This window comes from Polynucleobacter tropicus, assembly GCF_013307225.1.
Lineage (GTDB): Bacteria > Pseudomonadota > Gammaproteobacteria > Burkholderiales > Burkholderiaceae > Polynucleobacter > Polynucleobacter tropicus.
Genome location: NZ_CP028942.1, coordinates 670,522 through 691,304, shown reverse-complemented (window position 1 = coordinate 691,304; position 20,783 = coordinate 670,522). Strand labels below are relative to the sequence as shown.

Annotated in this window: 18 protein-coding genes and 1 tRNA gene; 11 read left to right on the top strand and 8 right to left on the bottom strand. The window is 46.6% G+C overall.

Annotation, left to right across the window (positions count from 1 at the left end; translation table 11 throughout):
- The first annotated feature begins 4 nt into the window (after positions 1–4).
- The 3 genes from DCO17_RS03695 to DCO17_RS03685 are packed head-to-tail and all read left to right on the top strand — an operon-like array spanning position 5 to position 2,701.
- The gene (locus DCO17_RS03695) at positions 5–772 is read left to right on the top strand and encodes a glycosyltransferase family 2 protein (protein WP_173955456.1); all 768 of its coding nucleotides are present in this window, start codon (positions 5–7) and stop codon (positions 770–772) included.
- A complete protein-coding gene (locus tag DCO17_RS03690; protein ID WP_173955455.1) occupies positions 762–1,544 on the top strand; it encodes a glycosyltransferase family 2 protein in 783 nt (260 codons plus the stop codon). The genes DCO17_RS03695 and DCO17_RS03690 overlap by 11 nt, the downstream gene beginning before the upstream one ends.
- Positions 1,545–1,555: 11 nt before the next feature.
- Complete coding sequence (locus DCO17_RS03685; protein WP_173955454.1) at positions 1,556–2,701, top strand: glycosyltransferase family 9 protein; 1,146 nt, start codon at positions 1,556–1,558, stop codon at positions 2,699–2,701.
- 12 nt (positions 2,702–2,713) lie between these two features.
- Here the strand turns inward: DCO17_RS03685 and dnaE are convergent, their stop codons facing one another.
- On the bottom strand, positions 2,714–6,328 hold the full coding sequence (gene dnaE / locus DCO17_RS03680; RefSeq protein ID WP_173955453.1) for a DNA polymerase III subunit alpha: 3,615 nt from the start codon (positions 6,326–6,328) through the stop codon (positions 2,714–2,716).
- A gap of 3 nt (positions 6,329–6,331) precedes the next feature.
- Here dnaE and gluQRS point away from each other — a divergent pair, with 3 nt between their 5' ends.
- From gluQRS to DCO17_RS03665, 3 genes are read left to right on the top strand one after another with little or no spacing between them, the layout of a single operon-like run.
- Positions 6,332–7,288: a tRNA glutamyl-Q(34) synthetase GluQRS gene (gene gluQRS / locus DCO17_RS03675; RefSeq protein ID WP_173955452.1), complete on the top strand. Its 957-nt coding sequence runs from the start codon at positions 6,332–6,334 to the stop codon at positions 7,286–7,288.
- A gap of 30 nt (positions 7,289–7,318) precedes the next feature.
- Positions 7,319–7,615, top strand: coding sequence for a type II toxin-antitoxin system RelE/ParE family toxin (locus DCO17_RS03670; RefSeq protein WP_173955451.1), 297 nt, complete (start codon positions 7,319–7,321; stop codon positions 7,613–7,615).
- Complete coding sequence (locus tag DCO17_RS03665) at positions 7,616–7,927, top strand: addiction module antidote protein (protein ID WP_173955450.1); 312 nt, start codon at positions 7,616–7,618, stop codon at positions 7,925–7,927.
- A gap of 81 nt (positions 7,928–8,008) precedes the next feature.
- On the opposite strand, the gene DCO17_RS03660 is transcribed toward DCO17_RS03665, so the two are convergent.
- The 3 genes from DCO17_RS03660 to DCO17_RS03650 all read right to left on the bottom strand — a co-directional run bounded on the left by DCO17_RS03660 (position 8,009) and on the right by DCO17_RS03650 (position 11,152).
- Positions 8,009–9,412 (bottom strand): DEAD/DEAH box helicase, encoded by a 1,404-nt coding sequence (locus tag DCO17_RS03660; protein WP_173955449.1) that lies wholly within the window; start codon positions 9,410–9,412, stop codon positions 8,009–8,011.
- A 6-nt stretch (positions 9,413–9,418) separates the two neighbouring features.
- Positions 9,419–9,823: a GlcG/HbpS family heme-binding protein gene (locus DCO17_RS03655; protein WP_173956692.1), complete on the bottom strand. Its 405-nt coding sequence runs from the start codon at positions 9,821–9,823 to the stop codon at positions 9,419–9,421.
- 144 nt (positions 9,824–9,967) lie between these two features.
- Entirely contained in the window at positions 9,968–11,152 is a 1,185-nt protein-coding gene (locus DCO17_RS03650; RefSeq protein WP_173955448.1) for a pyridoxal-phosphate-dependent aminotransferase family protein, read from the bottom strand.
- 178 nt (positions 11,153–11,330) lie between these two features.
- Here DCO17_RS03650 and DCO17_RS03645 point away from each other — a divergent pair, with 178 nt between their 5' ends.
- Positions 11,331–12,014, top strand: coding sequence for a GntR family transcriptional regulator (locus DCO17_RS03645; protein WP_173955447.1), 684 nt, complete (start codon positions 11,331–11,333; stop codon positions 12,012–12,014).
- A complete protein-coding gene (locus tag DCO17_RS03640) occupies positions 12,011–15,082 on the top strand; it encodes an FAD-binding and (Fe-S)-binding domain-containing protein (RefSeq protein ID WP_173955446.1) in 3,072 nt (1,023 codons plus the stop codon). Before DCO17_RS03645 ends, DCO17_RS03640 begins: the two co-directional genes overlap by 4 nt.
- A 7-nt stretch (positions 15,083–15,089) precedes the next feature.
- Here the strand turns inward: DCO17_RS03640 and DCO17_RS03635 are convergent, their stop codons facing one another.
- Genes DCO17_RS03635 through queG form a run of 3 tightly spaced genes read right to left on the bottom strand, consistent with a single transcriptional unit; the run spans position 15,090 to position 17,342 of the window.
- Positions 15,090–15,449, bottom strand: coding sequence for an AzlD domain-containing protein (locus tag DCO17_RS03635; protein ID WP_173955445.1), 360 nt, complete (start codon positions 15,447–15,449; stop codon positions 15,090–15,092).
- Complete coding sequence (locus tag DCO17_RS03630; RefSeq protein ID WP_173955444.1) at positions 15,449–16,198, bottom strand: AzlC family ABC transporter permease; 750 nt, start codon at positions 16,196–16,198, stop codon at positions 15,449–15,451. The genes DCO17_RS03635 and DCO17_RS03630 overlap by 1 nt, the downstream gene beginning before the upstream one ends.
- Positions 16,199–16,220: 22 nt before the next feature.
- On the bottom strand, positions 16,221–17,342 hold the full coding sequence (gene queG / locus DCO17_RS03625) for a tRNA epoxyqueuosine(34) reductase QueG (protein WP_173955443.1): 1,122 nt from the start codon (positions 17,340–17,342) through the stop codon (positions 16,221–16,223).
- A 42-nt stretch (positions 17,343–17,384) separates the two neighbouring features.
- Here queG and tsaE point away from each other — a divergent pair, with 42 nt between their 5' ends.
- From tsaE to DCO17_RS03610, 3 genes are all read left to right on the top strand, one after another.
- Positions 17,385–17,906 carry a tRNA (adenosine(37)-N6)-threonylcarbamoyltransferase complex ATPase subunit type 1 TsaE gene (gene tsaE / locus DCO17_RS03620; protein ID WP_173955442.1) on the top strand — a complete coding sequence of 174 codons (522 nt, stop codon included), beginning with the start codon at positions 17,385–17,387 and terminating at the stop codon, positions 17,904–17,906.
- 7 nt (positions 17,907–17,913) lie between these two features.
- Positions 17,914–19,266 (top strand): N-acetylmuramoyl-L-alanine amidase, encoded by a 1,353-nt coding sequence (locus DCO17_RS03615; RefSeq protein ID WP_173955441.1) that lies wholly within the window; start codon positions 17,914–17,916, stop codon positions 19,264–19,266.
- Between the two features lie 87 nt (positions 19,267–19,353).
- Positions 19,354–19,429: transfer RNA gene (locus DCO17_RS03610), tRNA-Lys, on the top strand.
- Between the two features lie 244 nt (positions 19,430–19,673).
- Here the strand turns inward: DCO17_RS03610 and DCO17_RS03605 are convergent.
- Positions 19,674–20,783, bottom strand: a complete 1,110-nt coding sequence (locus tag DCO17_RS03605) for a formylglycine-generating enzyme family protein (RefSeq protein ID WP_173955440.1) — start codon at positions 20,781–20,783, stop codon at positions 19,674–19,676.

The window sequence follows — 20,783 nt, the reverse complement described above, 5'->3', positions numbered from 1 at the left end:
AATTATGCCCACCTTATCCGTCATACTCATCACCCGCAACGAAGAGGCCAATTTAGGGGACTGTCTAGCCTCCCTGGAAGGGATTGCCCAGCAGATCGTGGTGGTGGATACCAATAGCACCGACCGTACCCTAGAAATCGCCCAAAAGCATGGCGCTACCGTCGCCCAACCATCAGATTGGCCGGGTTTTGGCCCCCAAAAGAACCGTGCTTTAGATCTAGCCACGGGCGACTGGGTTCTTTCTCTGGATGCTGATGAGCGCCTAACTCCCGCCTTGAGATCAGAGATCCTGACCGCTATTCACCATAGCGCCCATGTGGATTGCTTTGCCATCCCTAGGCTGTCTTGGTATTGTGGGCGATTTATTCGCCACTCGGGATGGTCTCCGGATTATGTTGACCGCTTATTTAAACGGGGCACCGCTTGCTTTTCCGATGACTTAGTCCATGAGAGACTCATTCCGAATGGTCCAGTAGCCAAACTAGAAAACCCCATGTTGCATTACAGCTTTAGAGACTTCTCTCAGGTGCTCAATAAAATTGATCGTTACTCAACCGCTTCTGCGATACAAGCTTTTGCTGCTGGTAAACGTAGCAATCCTTTTAAAGCGCTCTTACATGGTTTCTGGGCTTTTTTTAGAACCTACATACTGAAGGCTGGATTTTTAGATGGTAAACACGGTTTTGCCTTGGCAATCTCCAATGGCGAAGGTAGTTACTACCGCTATATGAAAATCTGGCTACTTGAACTTGATAAACAGAATGAAAATTAGCGTTATCGTAGCCACCTATAACCGGGTGGATGCACTCAACTTGGTGCTGCAATCACTTGAAACGCAAACGGACTCGAACTTCGAGGTCATTGTCGCGGATGATGGATCGCGCGAGGAAACCAAAGAATTCATCTCAAAATTTGCAAAGACGTCCAAGCTTGCAATCAAACATGTTTGGCATGAGGACAAAGGGTTTAGGTTGGCTTTAATTCGAAACCTTGCTACCGCCCAGGCATCTGGTGAATATCTCATATTTTTGGATGGCGACTGTATTGCACAACCTGACTTTGTGGCTCGTCATCGCATGCTTGCGCAGAAAAACTTTTTAGTAACAGGTAGTCGCGTCCTACTGAGCGAAGCGCTGACTCAAGAACTCCTTCGATCCGCCCATTGGGACTTTAAGCTTTTTAGTGCAAGCCTTTTAAAATATCGCCTTACGGGTGGAATCAATAAGTTTTTGCCGCTCAAATTCAAGTTTGGTGATGGCGCTTGGCGCCACTACAAAAAATTTGTATGGCGTCGCATTAAAGGCTGTAATTTAGCTTGCTGGAAAACTGATGCGCAAGCTATCAATGGATTTGATGAAACGATGACTGGCTGGGGCCATGAAGACGCAGACTTTGTTTTTCGACTACAGCATAACCATATCAAAAGAAAGTCTGGCTCATGGTCAACTGAGGTTTTGCATCTCTTTCATAAAATGAGCGATCAAAGCAATGCCGCCGAGAATGCTCGCCGAGTTCGTGAAAAAATCATGGCTAAGACCCTTTGAATACAAACGCTATGAAGTCCTTTTCTAACTTCAAACCGAAAAAAGTATTATTTATTGCCACTCGACAAATCGGAGATGTACTTGTCACCACCCCTTTGATAAGTAAAGCGCGAGAGCTCTGGCCTGAGGCAGAGTTCCATTTTCTAGGCTACAAGGGCAAGATGGATATGCTCAAAGGCAACCCGGATATCGCCCAAATCATTGAGACTTCGGATCGCCCTGGCTTTACTGAATATCTATCATTATTTAATCGCCTCTTTCAGCGCTATGACCTCGCATTTGTTACTCAGCCCAGTGATAGAGCCTATCTATATGGCCTAGTTGCAGCCTTTCATAGGGTTGGCGTGCTTGGAGGACATCCTCAAGGCAAGCAGAGCCTATCAAGCGATAAAACTCAAAAGCAAAACGCATGGAAAAAGTTTGTTTCTATGCATACAGTCGATGTCGATTATTTCAATCAACACGTCATTACTGAAAAATTGCGTTTACTTGAAGCATTTGTTAATGAGCCATCTCAGTTATTTGCAAAACCGATTGATGTCACTCCGCCAGTTGCTGAAGCACTGACACCTGTTATTGCTAGTCAGTTGACGCAATCCTATGTGGTTTTGCATCCTGGTCCATTAACTGCTTACAAACGTTGGCCATTAGCACATTGGCAAGCACTCATTACTTACCTAGCTCAACGTGGACTCCAGGTAGTTCTCAGTGCATCCCCTGCCAAACAAGATTTGCAACTCAATCAAGACATTCTGTCTTTGTTGAGCGATGGGGTACGTGCACAGGTAATTGATACAGCCGGAAAACTAACTATCCCACAGGCTGGCGCCCTACTCAGAAATGCATTGCTATATATCGGTGTTGATACTTCGATTACCCATTTAGCAGCAGCGTGCAACACCTCAACGATTACTTTATTTGGGGCTACACCGCCTACCAACTTTGGCCCATGGCCCAATGGCTTTGTCGGCAAACAACCTTATCAATTACGCGCCCGCTCTCAGACTGTTGGCAATATTACGATTTTGCAAGGTCCTGGAGAATGCGTTCCTTGTCGCAAAGCGGGATGCTTAGATCGCGCTGATAGCAATAGCGAATGTCTTGATTTACTTGAACCCAGTCAAGTTATTGCTACCGTAGAAAAAATACTAGATTAAAGCCTCTTGGCTTTAGTGATATTGAACCTGAACAGGGTCTTTCTGTTTAATGCCCAGTAATTGATTCAAACTGTGTAGGCATGCATCATCTGGATAGATGCGCATCTCTTCTGGAAACTGCACCAAGCACGCGCCGCCACTCGTAGTAACCGCAGCAGTGAGCATCAACCCTTTCACACCATCGTTGGCATTCGCAGTTGGATTTAAATTACCCAGCTTTGGATCGCGCGCACGATTAGACATCAGGTATGGGCCAATCTGATTGCGCAGCATACGAACATCAACCGCAGGATCTAGATTAACGTGCACATTGCGCGCGAATCGCATACGTGCACCGGTAATATCCATGACCGCCTCAGAAACGATACGCATACCACCAGAAAACTTGTCAGGCGTGACATTCACTTTGGCAATCAACAACTCATCTTCTTTGAGCCATGAGCGATTCGGTTCGTAGACTTCGCTATACAGCGTAATTTCTAAAGCAGCCGTCCCATCGTCAATAGTTGCAATCATCATGCGGCCCCGTTGACCAGTCAGCATGCGGGCGGAAGTAATGATGCCGGCAATCAATTGATCCTTACCTTCAGTAATTTTTGCCAATGGCTGACGAATGAAATGAGATGTTTCTTCGCGATAGGCATCAAACATATGACCAGTAAGGCAAAGTCCTAAAGCAGTTTTCTCCTCTTGAAGTCGCTTTTTCTCAGACCAAGTGGGCTCACGCACCAACTCTGGAAGATGGCGATGATCTTCACCTGCCACCTCAAACAAACTTACCTGGTGAATCGATGCTTCAGCTTGCTCGGCCGCTTCAATTGCCCTAGCCAAGGAAGCCAATAGAGTTGAACGAATGTCATATAAATTACCGCCAGCAGGAACCTGATCGCGATAGAGGCTATCAAAAGCGCCTGCACGCATCAAGGCTTCAATCGCCCTTCGGTTTACTTGCCTGCGGTCTACGCGAGCGCAAAAATCAAATAAGTCTTTGAATGGACCACCCGCTTGACGCGCCTTCACAATCACTTCGATCGCCGCTTCACCAGTACCCCTAACCGCTCCTAAACCATAACGAATATGGCTAATCGGGGAATCTGGTGCGGCATCCGGCGCACGCAATGGCGTGAACTCATAAACACCAGTATTGATGTCAGGCGAGAACACACGAATTTGATTTGCCAAGCAATCGTCATAGAGAATCTTCACCTTATCGGTGTCATCCATTGCGAGCGATAAGTTAGCCGCCATAAATTCGGCTGGGTAGTAGGCTTTTAACCAAGCAGTTTGATAAGCCAGCAAGGCATAGGCAGCAGCATGGGACTTGTTAAATCCATACCCCGCAAAACGCTCCATCAAGTCATAAATCTCATTAGCTTTAGCTTCAGAGATACCGCCTGCTTTTGCACCATCGCTAAAGATCTTGCGATGTTGAGCCATTTCTTCTGGCTTTTTCTTACCCATCGCGCGACGCAACATGTCTGCGCCACCCAGTGAGTAGCCACCAATCATCTGCGCCATCTGCATCACCTGCTCTTGGTAGACCATGATGCCGTAGGTCTCTTGCAAAACAGGTTCAATACGAGGATCTGGATACTCTACTTTTTGACGACCATGCTTACGCTCAATAAAGTCTGGGATCAAATCCATTGGACCCGGGCGATACAAGGCCACCAAAGCAATAATGTCTTCAAAGCGGTCCGGCTTAGCTTCGCGAAGCATGCCTTGCATGCCGCGGCTTTCCAACTGGAACACGGCGACGGTATTCGCTCTTTTTAAAACCTCAAATGCCTTCTCATCATCGAGCGGAATTTCGCTAATACTCCAATCCTTACGATCTGCATGCAAAGCTTTAATCCAACGCTCTGCCGCCGCCAAGATGGTGAGCGTGGTTAATCCTAAGAAGTCGAATTTGACCAAGCCAATGGCTTCTACGTCATCCTTATCAAACTGACTAATAACAGAGCTACTGTCTTGGTCTTTCGTCTCTTGCGTGTAGAGTGGGCAGAAATCCGTCAGGCGTCCAGGTGCAATCAAAACGCCACCCGCATGCATACCCACGTTACGAGTCATGCCCTCTAATTGCTCTGCTAATGAAAGTAGCTGACGAACTTCATCTTCATTTTTCTCGCGCTCGGCTAACTGCTTCTCTTCCTTCTTGGCCATATCAATGGTCATGTATTGACCTGGCTTATTCGGCACCAGCTTTGCAATGCCGTCAACGAAGTTATAGCCCTGCTCTAAAACTCGACCCACATCTCGAATCGCCGCACGCGCAGCCATGGTACCGAAAGTCGCAATCTGACTCACCGCGTCCTTGCCGTACTTATCCTTCACGTACTGAATCACGCGATCGCGTCCATGCTGGCAGAAGTCAATATCAAAGTCGGGCATCGATACCCGCTCTGGATTTAGGAAGCGTTCGAAGAGTAAGTTGTAACGAAGTGGGTCAAGATCGGTAATGCCTAATGAGTAAGCCACCAAAGATCCTGCACCAGAACCACGACCAGGCCCTACTGGTACGCCATTATTTTTTGCCCAGTTAATGAAGTCGGCCACAATCAAAAAATAGCCTGGGAAACCCATTTGTGCAATCGTTTTGACTTCAAACAACAGTCGCTCACGATAGCGCGGCATTTCTTTGGCGCGCTCTTCCGGATCTGGAAAATTGCGCTCCATGTGACGCTCAAGTCCAATCTCGGATTGAGCTAAGAGGTATTCATCCAGAGTAATGCCGGGAGGCGTTGGGAAATCTGGTAAACGCGGCTGGCCTAAGACTAGAGATAAGTTGCATCGCTTCGCAATCTCTACAGAGTTAGCCAGTGCTACCGGCAAATCAGCGAAACGTTTTTCCATTTCCTCTTGTGTCAGGAAATACTGCTCTTCATTAAATTTCTTTTGACGACGTGGATTACCGAGCAACTCACCTTCAGCGATACAGACTCGCGCCTCATGCGCAATGAAGTCGCTCTTTTGCATAAATTGCACTGGATGGGTTGCCACTACCGGCAGATCTAGCTGACTCGCTAAGTGACAAGCTAACTGGAGTTGTCTTTCATCTTGGGGGTGTCCGCCACGTTGCACTTCAATATAAAAAGCATTGGGGAATATTTTCTGAAAGCGTTTAATAGCCTTTTTAGCCTGCTCTTCTTGGCCTGCTAGCAATGCCGTACCCACTTCGCCCATGCGCGCACCTGAAAGCGCGATCAATCCATAAGCAAGTGTTTTCTTCGCAGCCTTATCTTCCGCTTTTGCGGCTGGGTCACTAAACCATGACAAATCAATTTCAGCGCGACCACGATTTTGATTGTCCAAAGAAGCTCTGGATAGAAGCTGGCACAGATTTAAGTAGCCAGAATGGTTTTGCACCAGCAATAGGAGTCGATGAGGCTGATCTTGATCTTGTGGATTGCTTACCCATACGTCAGCTCCAGCGATTGGCTTTACACCCCCAGAACGGGCAGCAGTATAGAAACGTACCAAACCAAATAAATTGCTCAGATCCGTAATTGCCAGAGCACCCATCTCATCTTTGACTGCCGCAGCCACCGCATCGTCGATGCGCACCGTCCCATCCGTGATGGAAAACTCAGAATGGACGCGAAGATGTACAAAACGGGGTGAAGCCATGAGATGATTTTAGCTGTGTCCAAGCTCAAAAACCCCTCACCCCCAGCCGACGGCTATCGTGGGCGATTTGCCCCTTCGCCAACAGGGCCACTTCATGCCGGATCGCTAGTTGCCGCCCTTGGAGGTTGGTTAGATGCCCGTGCAAATGGGGGTCAATGGCTCCTCAGAATCGAGGATATTGATACCCCTAGATGCGTACCAGGGGCTGACATTCAGATACAGGCTCAATTGCGCGCTTGCGGCCTTTTTTGGGACGAGGAGCCCAGTTATCAATCTAGACGGCAAGAGCTCTACCAAGCCGCTTTTCAGCGCCTTAATGGGCTTGGCAAACTATATTCATGCTCTTGCTCAAGGCAGACAATCGCCAATACCTTGGCAGCAGCGGGTATTCATACTCCACGCAATCAAGAGATGGTTTATCCAAGAACTTGTAGACCGTCACAGATCACCCCCTATTCAGATGAATTGTTAGGCGAAACCAAAAAAGCATGGCGTATCGCCCTTCCTGAAAATTGCCAAATTCAGTTTGAAGATCTTTCCCTCGGAATGCAGAGTCAAGACCTCAATCATGAAGTGGGTGATTTTGTTTTACGCAGAAACGATGACTTATTTACTTATCAACTCGCAGTCGTTGTTGACGATGCACAGCAAGGTATCACCCATATTGTTCGTGGCCAAGACTTGCTAAATAACACCGCTAGGCAAATCTATCTACAAAATCAATTGGGCTACTCAACCCCAAGCTACCGCCACCTTACTCTAGTACTAGATGAGCATGGCGAAAAGCTCAGCAAGCAAACGCTAGCCAGCTCAATCAATACTGAAAATGAGAAAAGTGCGCTTACCGAACTTCGCAAAGCCGCAAAACACCTTGGCTTACATGGCTTGCCTGATAGGGATACCACTATTGCAGGGTGGTTGTTCGCCGCCACTAAAGCTTGGAGAAGCAATACTACTTGACTTATTGTAATCGATCGAATACAATGACTAATGTATAGAGTTTTTGAGACTGATAATTTCCTTGAGTGGCTGGATAACCTTAAAGATCTTTCAACTCGGATTCGACTGGCTAGAAGACTGGATAGAGCTAGATTAGGAAACTTAGGAGATATTAAGGCTCTCAGTGATGGCATTTATGAAATGCGTGAAAAGTTTGGCCCTGGATGGCGAATGTATTACGTATTAAGAGGTAAAACGATTATTGTGATGCTAGGCGGTGGAGACAAGTCAAGTCAATCTAATGATATTAAAGCCGCAAAAAGGTTAGCGAAGCAATTGGAGGATTAAATGAAAGCTACTAAAGTAAGCAAGAAAATAAAAATTAGTGATTTAACTGAATTTGATATTACTCGACATCTCAAAAGTAAACGTGCGATGACCGAGTATTTAAATCAAGTGATTGCTGATGGCGATGATGCTGAATTAGCAGCCGCCTTAGGACATATTGCTAGAGCGAAAGGTATGGCGGAAATATCTAAATCAAGCGGAATTACAAGAGAAGCTTTATACAAAGCCCTTAAGCCGAACACCAAACCCCGTTTTAATACGGTATCGAAAGTTATTGGCGCCTTAGGCATGAGAATTATCGTCCATGCTTAAACGGCTTTAAAAAACTTGTGGATGTCCGGCTAAATGCACCTACAAGTGCGCTGAAACTTGCACGCCTAAATATTAGGTAATCTATTTTTTCTTAAAGCCACCTAGCAATGCACCCACAGCAGGCTTAGCAGGAGTGATGCCTGCCTTTTTTACGTCCGGCAACTGAGTTGCTTGTGCCGAATCTGCATTTGCGGATTTTAGTGCACCGCCTGGTTCATAAGGTTTGTAGAAGAACGGGTCTGTGATTTGCCCTGGGGTGGATTTCACATCAGGCAATGGAGCCACTTCTAGTTTGCGCTTCATTAATTTCTCAATATCATCGAGCAAACGCTTTTCACTGTCGTCAACTAGGGCAATCGCATCGCCTTTACTACCTGCGCGACCCGTACGACCAATGCGATGAATAAAGTCTTCAGCATTAAATGGCAACTCATGATTAATCACGCATGGCATATCGGGAATATCCAAGCCACGCGCTGCAACGTCAGTTGCTACTAAAGCTTCAATTGCACCTGACTTAAACGCTTCTAGAGTTAAGGTGCGTTCACCCTGACTCTTGTCACCATGAATCGCGCCAGCCTTGATGCCATCACGCTCTAGGGCGCGTGCTAATTTTGCGCAACCAAGACGGCTATTGGTAAAGATGATGCACTGACGTGACAAGCCTTGACGAGTACGATTCTCCAAGACCTTCACAATCGCACGTTGCTTATCCATTGAATTTACCAAATGTACTACCTGCTTCACTGTATCAGCCGCGGCATTTTGTCGTGCCACTTCTACCGTTACCGGAGAGCGCAAATAGCTTTGCGCTAATTTCTTAATCTCTGGCGAGAAGGTCGCAGAAAATAATAAGGTTTGGCGTTGCGCCGGAATCAAATTGATGATGCGCTGCAAGTCAGGCAAGAAGCCCATGTCGAGCATGCGGTCTGCCTCATCTAGCACCAGTAACTCTACTTGTGACAGGTTGGCCACCTTGGAACCAATGTGATCTAGCAATCGGCCTGGCGTAGCAATCAAGATCTCTACGCCATTACGTAAGACTTGCACCTGCTCTTTCATATCAACACCACCATAGACCACAGCAGTGCGTAAATCCGTATGTTTTGAATAATTAGCCGCGTTATCGGCCACCTGCACCGCCAACTCTCTTGTTGGCGTCAACACTAGCGCGCGAATTGGGTGACGTGCTGGTGAAGCACTATTACTTGCGTGACGCAAAATCTTTTGAATAATTGGCAATACAAAGGCTGCTGTCTTACCAGTGCCTGTTTGCGCTGCGCCCATCAAATCACTCCCCGCTAATACATGGGGAATCGATTGCGCTTGAATCGGTGTTGGGTTGTTGTAACCCTGTTCGGCAACCGCTTTTTGAATCAGCGGATCTAAACCAAAATCAGCAAAAGTAATTGTTGCTGTAGGGCTGGCAGCAGGAGCTGCGCCAGACCCTGTAGATGAATTGTTATCAGTAGCAGTATTTGTCAAGGTAACTTACAAAATGGCCGCAATGCCGGCCTTAGCGGTCTCAGCATCTTCGGACGATTTAACGCCGGAAACGCCGACTGCGCCGATGGTAAACCCATTTACCTCGATGTTGACCCCACCCTCTAACATGCCAGCGATATGCGGAGCAGATAAGAAAGAAGTACGGCCATTGTTAATAATCTCTTCGTAAACACGGCTTTCGCGTTTACCCATTGCGGCAGTACGCGCTTTTTCTTGTGCAATGTATGCAGACACAGGAGCGCAACCGTCACGACGAATTAAGCCCAACATATGACCACCATCATCACAAACCGCAATTGTCACTGCCCAATTATTCGCAGCGGCATGTTTATTAGCAGCGTCCAAGATTTTTTGAACATCTACTTGTGTGAGGTAAGGTTTAGTTGCCAACATGTTGAATCCTTTTTAAATACGTTTGTCTCGAATATGTTTTATGTGATGAAAATATCATCTTTACAAGCCCTTGAATTATAAAGGGTGTAGCCAGACTCAAACCTACAAGCCCCGCTACACCGCATTTCTAAGACCTGGAGATTACTTCAGGAACTCCTGGGCAGCCACTACGCCGCTTGCCTTGGGCTTATAGCCCATTGCGCCCAAACTCATTTCAACACCGCTCAAAGCAGCCATCAAGCTCAATTCATTGCAGTCACCTAAGTGACCAATACGAAATGCCTTGCCTTTAATCTTGCCAAGACCAGTGCCCAATGAGAGATTGAATTTCTCAAGAGCGTGCTTACGCAATACATCCGCATCCATACCTTCAGGCACAGCAATACAAGTTAATACTGGTGAATAGCAATCTTTATCTTGGCACTGAATTTCCAAGCCCCAAGCATTTACCGCCTCACGGCAAGCAGCAGCTAAACGTTGATGACGTGCAAAGATGTTATCTAAGCCCTCAGCCATCATCATGTCCATTGCTTCATGCAAACCATACATCAAATTGGTGCTTGGAGTAGTTGGCCAGTAACCATTCTTATTGGACTGCAAAATCTCATCCCAAGCCCAATATGATTTCGGAAAAGTATTACGCTTACTTGCTTCAATCGCTCTTGGTGATAAGGCATTAAAACCAATACCAGGAGGCAGCATCAAACCCTTCTGAGAGCCAGACACTGTCACGTCTGCGCCCCACTTGTCGTGCTCGTAGTCCGCTGAGCCTAAGCCAGATACGCTATCGACTAGCAATAAGGCTGGATGCTTCAGGGAATCAATTGCTTTACGCACTTGGGCAATATTGGAAGTGACCCCAGTAGAAGTTTCGTTATGCACCACACAAACCGCTTTGATCTCATGCTGCGTATCTTTGCGCAAACGCTCTTCAATCACAGAAGCATCAACACCCCAACGCCAAGTATCTTGCCCTGGTTTGCCAACCACCTCGACACCCAAGCCAAGTCGTTTTGCCAAGGCGCGCCACAAGTTTGCAAATTGACCGGTCTCATAGAAAAGCACCTTGTCACCAGGATTAAGAACGTTTACTAAAGCACCTTCCCATGATCCTGTTCCTGATGCGGAGTAAATAATCACCGGCTGCTCAGTTTTGAAAATCCTCTTAATACCTTCAAGAACCTGCAAACCAAATGCGCCGAATTCAGGACCACGATGGTCGATAGTTTGGTAACTAATAGAGCGCAACACTCGGGAAGGCACAGGACTTGGGCCAGGAATATGCAAAAAATGGCGTCCTGATGCGTGGTTATCAAGTTTCAGCATGGTTTGTCTCGCTATAGATAGGTTTTAGGAATTCAATTCTGATGCTAGTGTATGCCAATTTTGGGGAATTTTCCATTTTGTATACAAATTAATCTTAATAATTTAGCGAAATAAGGCTTATTTATGCTTTATTATGGCTTATTGACTATTTTGTATACAAATTTAGGATTCCAGAATCATGGCAAACGAAACGCTGAATTCCCAGAATCTTCACGAAGTCACCTTCCAGAAGCTCCGCTCTTTATTAGTGGAAGGCAAGATTGCCCCCGGTAGCAAGCTCAACGAACGTGAGCTAGCTGAAAGTCTGAACGTTTCTCGCACACCGATTCGCGAAGCGATTCGCCGCTTAGCTGCTGATGGCTTGGTAGAGCTAATCGCCAATCGTGGCGCCATTGCTGTGCAACTTACGCTTGAAGATGTTATCCACACTTTCGACGTGATTGCAGATCTTGAAGGATTCTCTGGAGAATTAGCGGCTAACAATATTAGCGATGCCACCCTTTCTGAATTAGAAGCCCTTCAATATGAAATGATGGCTTCATATGCGCGCAGAGATTTATCCGGCTATTACCAACTCAACCTTCGCATTCATCATCTAATTAATCAAGCAGCAAATAACCCCGTTCTCTCTCGCTTGTTTACCCAAGTTAATGCCCGCATTGAAGCCTTGCGCTTCCGATCTAACCAGGATGGCGTGAAATGGGAGAAAGCCGTTGAAGAACATCAAGAAATGCTCGACGCCCTGAAGGCTAGAGATGCCAAGCGCATGCGCAAGATCATGATGCAACACGTTCATAACAAACGCGATGTTGTCGTGCAATTACTCAAATCGGAAATCTCTCTAGAGGCAATCAAATCATGAACAAACCCCTTACTAAAGAACTCATGATGGATACGGCCCTACTGACAAAACGCCTACGCCAAGAAACTTCTAGCGAAGTCATGACCGACAGCGCGAGTCGTGGACGTTATGCAACCGATGCTTCTATTTACCAGGCTATGCCTGTCGCTGTTTTTGTGCCTAAGACAGCGCAAGATATTGCTAGCGCTATTCAGATTGCAGCAGAGCTAAAGGTACCTGTATTGCCTCGTGGCGGTGGCACCAGCCAGTGCGGTCAAACTACTGGCGCTGCTTTAGTCATCGATAACACGAAATACTTTCGCAATATTCTTGACCTCAATGTAGACAAGGGTTATGTAGAGGTTGAACCTGGAATAGTGCTTGATCACTTGAATAGTTCGCTAAAGCAACATGGCCTTTGGTATCCAGTGGATGTCTCTACAGCTGCGCAAGCCACGATTGGCGGCATGGCAGGCAATAACTCCTGCGGTAGCCGTTCAATTGCTTACGGCAATATGGTGCATAACGTTTTAGGCATTGATGCTTGGTTAGCAAATGGTCAGGTTGCGCAATTTGGGAGCTATGCCAATAGCTCTGGTGCCGCAAAACAGTTGGGTGATTTTGTCAAAGACTTAGCCCACACGCTACAACCTGAAATCGAGGCACACTTTCCGAAAGTACTTAGACGCGTTGCTGGTTACAACCTCGATATCTTTCATCCACAGAGCGAACTGCCTTACACCCGGGATGGGAGCGTCAATCTCGCGCATCTCTTAGTTGGTAGCGAAGGCACGCTGGCTTATTTTAAATCCCTAAAGCTTCAACTGGCGCCTTTACCTAAACACAAAGTGCTGGGTATTGTGAACTTCGCCAGCTTTTACAAAGCGATGGATAGCGCGCAGCACATTGTCAAACTCGGACCAACCGCAGTTGAGCTTGTCGATCGCACCATGATTGATTTGGCACGCAGCAATCCCAGCTTTAAAAAGACGATTGAGACTTCACTCATTGATCCTGCCGCGCAAACACCTGAAGCCATTCTCTTGGTGGAGTTTTCTGGTGAAGCGCATGCGCCATTACTTGAGAAACTCAAAGCCCTGCAAGAGCTCATGGGTGACTTAGGTTTACCGGGCTCAGTAGTAGCAATGCCGGACGCAGGTTTACAGAAAAATCTTTGGGAAGTTCGCAAAGCTGGCCTCAACATCATGATGAGTCTCAAAGGCGATGGCAAGCCAGTAAGCTTTATTGAAGACTGCGCCGTTCCTCTAGAAAGCCTAGCTGAATACACCCAAGCCTTGACTGATGTCTTCTCTAAATATGGATCACGTGGCACTTGGTATGCGCATGCATCCGTTGGTACTTTGCATGTACGCCCTATTCTAGATATGCGTCGCGATGGTGCACAGAAGATGCGTGCAATTGCCGAAGAAGCCTCTGCCTTAGTACGCAAATACAAAGGGGCATATAGCGGTGAGCACGGTGACGGCCTATGTCGTGGTGAATGGATCTCTTGGCAATTTGGACCCAAGATTACCGAAGCGCTTGCGCAAATAAAACAGGCTTTTGATCCAAAGGGTTTATTTAATCCTGGCAAGATCGTCGACCCACCCAAGATGGATGATGCAAGCAACTTCCGCTTTCCACCAAGCTACAAAGTCATTTCATTGCAACCCGCTTTAGATTGGTCTGCCTGGAATGTCCAAAATAATCCGGTCACAGAAGAAACCACTTCGCCTGGAACAGGTGGTGACCCTGCTCAAGGATTAGCTAAAGCAGTTGAGATGTGCAATAACAATGGCCATTGCCGCAAGTTCGATGCGGAGGTGATGTGCCCTAGCTATCGCGTTACCCGCGATGAGAAACATCTGACGCGCGGCAGAGCCAATACCTTACGATTAGCTCTATCCAATCAACTAGACCTTCAAGATAAGACATCGCCATTAGGTAGTGATGCCATTAAAGACGTGATGGAGCTTTGCGTCAGTTGTAAGGCCTGCCGCCGTGAATGCCCTACTGGTGTTGATATGGCCAAGATAAAGATTGAGTTTCTGTCGGCTTATAAAAAACGTGTAGGTCACTCATTGCGAGATTTAGCAGTAGCTTATTTACCTAAATATGCAGCTACGATTAGTAGCATTCCTCTTCTACCGTCATTACTTAATCTACGCAATCACATCGCGCCCATCGCCAAACTACAAGAATGGGTAATGGGCATTTCTGCAGAACGTAGTTTGCCTATTTGGAAGAGCAAGACTTTTTGGAGGCAGAAGAATACATCCTCTCACCAATACAGCCCTGCTCAATTAGCAAGTCAAGATGGTAAAGGCGTGGTATTGCTGGCTGACACTTTTAATGCCTACTTTGAAGATGAAAATCTCCAAGCGGCGATTAAAGTACTAGAGACTGCAGGATATCAAGTACACATTCCACAAAAGAGTAAAGACAAGACCAAGACAAACGCCTACACTCAAAACACTTGCTCTAAAGAATTTTGTTGCGGCAGAACGTATTTGGCCGCAGGCATGGTTGACCAAGCAAAAGCGACATTAGGTGAGCTAGTTAGTCACTTAGCGCCCTACGCAGAACTTAATATTCCGATTATTGGCTTGGAACCTTCTTGTCTTTTCACCTTAAAAGATGAGGCGCTAGTAATGGGTCTTGGTGAGCAAGCAATATCGGTCTCTAAGCACGCTCAACTCTTAGAGGAATTCTTGGCCAAGGAAGCTAAAGCAGGAAAACTGACGCTCAATCTCAAAGCGGCGACTAAGGGAGTACTCTTCCATGGCCATTGCCACCAAAAATCTTTTGCTGCAGTGACTCCTGCGCTTGAATTACTCAAACTCATTCCAAATGCCGAACCCAAACTGATTGAGTCTTCTTGTTGCGGCATGGCAGGCAGCTTTGGTTATGAAGCTGAGCATATTGAAGTATCCAAGCAAATGGCTGAAGCCAGCTTATTGCCCAGTATTCGTAAATCGGCAGATAATTGGGTGGTTGCTGATGGCACCAGTTGTCGCAATCAAATTGCCGATGGCACGAACCGTGAAGCGGTGCACATCGCCAAAATACTGGCAGCGCATCTTGAGTAAAAATTGTTCAGCGAATAATGCCGTAACCTACCATGAGTAAAGTACCAGTCAATAAAGCCGGTACTAAGCGCTTGGTAGGTTTAGATACCATCACGCCAATACTGAGTCCGCAAATGAGAATGCGTATCCACAAAGGTACGGTTGCCATCAATCCTAATGGCATCACAATCAATCGAATCGTTAAAGCGGCTACCATCGCATAGGTCACTGCTGAGAGCCAGCGGAAGATTTCACTATCTTGATTAATGCTATTGGAGAGCAAGACCCCAATAGCCCTACAGAAATAAGTACCAAGGCAAGCGCCAACTAAGGCAATCCAGAGACCCCAGCCAGAAAGCGCATCAGCCATGTTGTGAATCACATTCATTAGCCGATCATCCCTGCTCTTTTACGCAAAAACTTACGGTCGAGGAAGTAAGCCAAAGTGCCTCCAATGACACCCGCTGTCAACAAACTAGTATCACGGTCCACAATAAAAAAGATGGGGCCAAAGATGCAACCCATCAAGATGGCAATGCGATTAATCCAGGGTTTTACTTCGGTAAATGTCAGCAAGAAGAATAGAGGATTAATAAATACCAAACCTAAAGTCACAGCTGGCGGAACCATTCCCGCCAAATAGAAACCCAGAATCGTCCCTGGAATTGAAATCAACCAGCAGAGCAGACCTAAGCCCACGAAATAACTCAAGCGATGCTTCACCTCAATAGAATGAAACTCCTTCATCGAGATAGCCCATGCTGTCATAGCCAATAAATGTACGGAGGCATATAAATTGCGATTGCGATCTTTTTGATGAAACTGCGGAAAGAGCGTCACTGTCATCGTGACAAAGCGAGTTGAGGTCAAAGTAACCGCCAAGGCAATTGCTAAAACCGAAGAACCAGTAATAGCCATTTCCAGAAGAACTACCTGCCCTGGCAACGCGAACATGAAAAAAGTTGTAAAGCTAGTAAACCAAACATCAAAGCCATTGGTCTTGCCCATTGCACCAAAGCCCACCATGCCTGCAAACAGCACCATGGCCGGGGCACCTGCCGCATCGCGTATGCCCGACCAAAATGCATCGCTACGATTTTGAAAGCGTTGCACTACAGAAGTTTCATTGGAGGACATGGTGTGATTGTAAAAGCCAGGTTCAATCTTTGCTTGTTTTAACTGAAAGTGCCCACTCAATGTGCTCGGCCACTAAAGGGTCTGCGCTGGCAATCGCATTTTGCAAGGCCTCACGAATCTCTTGCCTCTCTTCATTGCTTACTTTGGTGCTGGCTAAGGCATTACCCAGTCCGACGGCTAAATTGCGACGCCAACGAGCATATCCAATACGACGAATCGCACTACCTTCATGACGATGATTAAATTCAGCTTCAGTCCATGACCATAGTTGCAGCAAGCTAGCATGGCCTAGGCCATTGCGCTGCGCAAAATCAGGAAGCTGTGAGCGCTTAGCAAATTTATTCCATGGGCAAATGAGTTGGCAGTCATCACAGCCATAGACGCGATTCCCCATTGCTTCACGAAACTCCACTGGAATGGCTCCGGGATTCTCAATAGTTAAATACGATATACACCGCCGTGCGTCTAATTGATATGGAGTAGTAATCGCCTGCGTTGGACAAACATCAATACAAGATTGACATGTTCCACAATGCGCCTCTTGAGGCTCATCTACTGGGAAGGGAATATCGACTAAGATCTCACCCAAGAAAAATGTTGAGCCTGATTCTCGATTGAGCAATAGCGTGTGTTTACCGCGCCACCCAAGCCCTGCTTTACGTGCAAGCTCTACCTCCATTAATGGCGCTGAATCCGTAAACACGCGATAACCAAAAGGGCCAATTTTTTCTTCGATGGCTTTTGCGAACTCTTGCAAACGATTGCGCAAGACCTTGTGATAGTCGCGACCACGAGCATAAATAGAGACCGATGCTTTGGTTGGGCTCTCTATGCCTTGCCACTCTGCATCGAAATCAATGTCAGGCGAGAGGTAGTTCATAGAAACGCAGATCACTCTGAGAGCGCCTGGTACTAATAATTCGGGATTGACCCTTAAGTCCGCATGGCGCTGCATGTACTCCATGTGCCCATGGCGCCCTTCTGCCAACCACTCTTGAAGTTTTTGGCTAGCATCACCCATTAAAGTATCAGTGATTCGTAGATCATCAAAACCCAACTCCACTGCCTTTGCCCCCAGCCATACACGCAGCGAGGCAGCGTCCTCGGCTGAAGCTTGACTTGAAGGATCAGTGGATAAAGGCATATAAGTAGAGAATGTAGCCGAATAATTGAATAAACTAGAACAATGGCCAAAATACCAGAACCACTGGACACCATTACGCAATATTGTAGGCAGGAAGCGGATACCGCTCAGCTTGCCCAACGATTTGCCTCTAGCATTCGCAAAGGGCTTGAACTAAACCCTAAAAGTCATCTCAATATCGCTCTTGAGGGTGACTTAGGAACTGGTAAAACTACCTTTGCTAGATATCTGATTCAAGGCCTAGGCTATAAGGGCAAAGTAAAGAGTCCCACCTACACCTTATGTGAGCCTTACCCACTTCAAGCCGACAATACCCAATACTCTGCACATCACTTTGATCTGTATCGCATGCGCGATCCATTGGAGTGGCAAGAAGCAGGATTTGCAGAATACTTTGATGTTCCTGGTTTTTGCTTAATTGAGTGGCCAGAGAAAGCAGAAGGCACCTTACCACCATTTGATATACAGGTTGCGCTTGAAGCTGGCAACAAGGAGGGTGAACGCGCAATCAAGATCAGTGCTTTTTCAGAACAAGGTCTAACTCTTTTGAAGAGTATTGCTTAGTCAGCCTATGAATAAGCCAAATTCACAAACCAGTCTTGCCAGAAGACGCCATCTTAAGACTACAGCGAAAGCATTGGGCTTCGTTCTACTTATCGGCGAGCTAGATCTAGCTTGGGGCGCCAAGATTCTGGGTGTGCGTGTTTGGCCCTCTGAGGATTACACCCGCATTACTCTTGAGTCTGATACGCCACTGCCGATTACGCAGCAGGTTTTGACTAATCCTGATCGCCTAGTGGTGGATGTTCAGGGATTAGAACTCAATCCAACACTCAAAGATCTGGTTGCTAAAGTCAAACCCAATGATCCTTATGTTTCACAAATTCGGGTTGGACAATTTCAGCCCGGGATTGTGCGCTTGGTGTTTGATTTAAAAGAACCCATCAAGCCACAGCTCTTTACATTAGATCCCGTTGGTGAATATAACTACCGAATGGTGTTTGACTTATACCCAAGCACCCCACTCGACCCACTGATGGAGCTAGTGAAAAATAGCGCTCGCAAGGAAACGGCTTTAGCTAAATCCAATGAAGAAGTCGATTTGATTGCGCAATTTGCAACTAAGAAAGATAAAGAAGTAACAAAAGGACCGTCTGGCCCAGTGGTTCAAACCATTCCAGAAACCAAAGAAGCGGCCGCACCCTCTAAATACAAACGCCTTATTACTATTGCCATTGATCCCGGCCATGGCGGTGAAGATCCTGGAGCGATTGGCTCCTTAGGCTCTAAAGAAAAGCATGTCGTTCTCTCAATCGCCAAGCGCTTGCGTGACAAGATTGAAAACGAATCCTATATGCGCCCTTTCTTAACTAGGGATGGCGATTACTTTGTGCCATTACATACTCGAGTACAAAAAGCTAGAAGGGTTGAGGCCGATTTATTTGTATCGATTCATGCGGACGCATTTATTCAGCCTCATGCAAAAGGCGCGTCTGTTTTTGCCCTCTCGCAAATGGGCGCTAGTAGCACCATGGCGCGCTGGATGGCAAATAAAGAAAATGCTTCAGATTTAATTGGCGGAATCAACATTAAAGTTCAAGATAAACAAGTAGCCAACTTACTGCTGGATATGTCTACCACCGCTCAAATTAAAGATTCATTGCAAGTTGGCAATTCTGTTCTGAGGCAAATTGGTGGTTTTGCGCCCTTACATAAAGGCAAGGTTGAGCAAGCAGGTTTCGCTGTTCTCAAGGCCCCAGATGTGCCGTCCATCCTCGTAGAGACAGCATTTATTAGCAATCCCCAAGAAGAATCGAAATTAAATGATGACGGCTACCAAGACCGAATCGCAGATGCCATTTTGAGGGGAATTAAGGACTATTTTGCTAAGAATCCACCCGTTGCCAGACGGGGAAATGCATAGCGCACTTGTAACTACAAGGGCTCTGGGGCAGACACCCCGCACTCGAGTAAGCGCCAAGAACTTCTTGCTATAATTTATCGCTTAACTGGGTCGGTAGCTCAGTCGGTAGAGCAGCGGACTTTTAATCCGTTGGTCGCGAGTTCGAATCTCGCCCGACCCACCAGTTATATGAAAGCCTCTAGAGAAATCTAGGGGCTTTTTCTTTTGGTTAAATGGAATGTGTTGTTACTGTGTGGACTCAATAGGCAATCTTGTGAATCGTTACACGTCAGGATGACGGACGCTGGACTGAGACTAGGCATCTCTTGGGTTTTATCGGTCTTCAAGTGTCGCGTTTCGAGACACTTATGACTTAACTTCAGACTTAAGAATGGGTGACCACCACGTTTGTCGGGTTACCCGACAAGTTACTTCCCATCAACCACCAATCTAAACCCTAGATGCGACATAGGGCTATAGGGATCTGCTCCTCGGCGTGCGCTAGGACGATAAGACTGGCAATAGTCTTCATTGCATAAAAATGATCCACCTCGAATAACTCGCTTAGGTGCGTTAAGCGGTACGCCACTATCATCGGGATCGTATGAATTGCCTGGCCCCTTTGGATTCAGAATTACGTTGCTTCCAAATTCTTTTGCCTGCATCGCAAAGTAATCTGCGCGATACCAATCTGCAACCCATTGCCAGGCATTACCCGTCATATCGAATAAGCCATATCCATTTTGCGGAAAGGTCCCAACAGAGCTTGTACCAACCGCACCGCCTGCTTTGGGGCTCACCACTGGAAATGCCTGCTTCTTTACATCCCAAATATTGGCTTGTAATTTGCCATCCTGCTCAAGCTGATCACCCCAGACATAAGTAGCCTGATTGAGACCACCTCTTGCTGCAAACTCCCACTCTGCCTCTGTAGGCAATCTTTTGCCAGCCCATTTAGCATATGCAAGCGCATCCTCGTAACTTACTTGAACAACAGGATGATTTCCTTTGCCATCAATATTGCTTTTAGGTCCAGTTGGATGACGCCAATCAGCGCCCGGCACGTAAGCCCACCATTGCGAGTAATCATTGAGGTTTACTTTGGCTTTTGTACCCACAAACACCATAGCGCCTGGCACAAATACCGAAGCTGGTGGTTTAGGTGTTCCTGGTGGCAATTGCACTCGAATGGTTTCCCAATCAGGAACTTGTTCAGCAGTAGTTTTGTAATTGGTCTCTTTTACAAATTGAGCAAATTGATCATTTGTGACATGAGTGGTATCCATCCAAAACCCGGACACCTTCACTTTATGTGTTGGTCTCTCATTAGCTTGAGACTTTTGATGGTCGCTACCCATTAAAAATTCACCTCCGGGTACCCAGGCCATTCCGAGAGGGGCATTTTTGCCATCACTTAATATGATTGCTGGTGTAACTTGTTTTGGCTTGGAGAAGAATTGCTTCCACGCAAAGAAAGCGCCGATGCCTAACAAGATAATTGCGAGAGCTAGCAAAATCTTTCGTTGTAAAACAATCAT